This is a genomic window from Peribacillus sp. P4_C12 (assembly GCF_056402095.1).
Genome location: NZ_JBFUIB010001028.1, coordinates 1 through 804, shown reverse-complemented (window position 1 = coordinate 804; position 804 = coordinate 1). Strand labels below are relative to the sequence as shown.

Annotated in this window: 1 protein-coding gene; it reads left to right on the top strand. The window is 31.5% G+C overall.

The window, feature by feature from the left end:
* A partial coding sequence (locus AC1DUW_RS30995) for an MBL fold metallo-hydrolase (RefSeq protein ID WP_477644477.1) occupies window positions 1-511 on the top strand: 511 nt, incomplete at its 5' end.
* Window positions 512-804: the final 293 nt, after the last annotated feature.

The window sequence follows — 804 nt, the reverse complement described above, 5'->3', positions numbered from 1 at the left end:
GAATATAATCATTACTCACTATGATGATGATCATATAGGTTCCTTATATGATTTCAAAGAAAAGTATCCTTGGATTAACATTATAGCTAGTGAAATTGAATCAAAATACATTAGTGGTGAAATGAAGGCAGAGAGATTGGTTCAAGCCGAAAAAATGCTAGAAAATATGCCAAATGAAGATATGGAATTTGGTAAATGGTTTATACAGCAATTAAAGAATTTGAAGCATGTTTCAATAGATGAAAAGCTACATGATGGTGATATGATTTTAGATAACAATTGTAGAGTCATAGCAACACCAGGGCATACTTCAGGGCATATTTCATTATATTTTCCAAGTTTAAAAAGTGTAATTACAGGTGATTCAGCTGTTAAAGAAAATCATGAATTAGTCATTGCTAATCCACACTTTTGTTTAAATGTTGAGAAAGCAAAACAGTCTTTGACAAAGATTAAAAATCTTAAAGCTGAAAATTACTATTGTTATCATGGTGGAAAATTCACTTTATAATTGGGGGCTGAACATTAATATTCGGCACTTGAATTAAACAACTTTATTATCTCTACACACAAGCCGGGTTTAACAACCTTTTATATTACATTATATCTTCCGTAATCGGGCGCGATACTTTAATAAGAATCGCTTTTCTTAAAGAACTAACGGGTGCTTTACTTCAATAAGAGAGTTGCTATATGGTTCAAGAGTTTGGCGTTTGTTTGTTTTTTATCGTTTATTCAGGATTTTATACAACCTTGATGTAGCAAGGGTTTGCTAGATGATCAATAAAAAGGCCCTAGATTAAC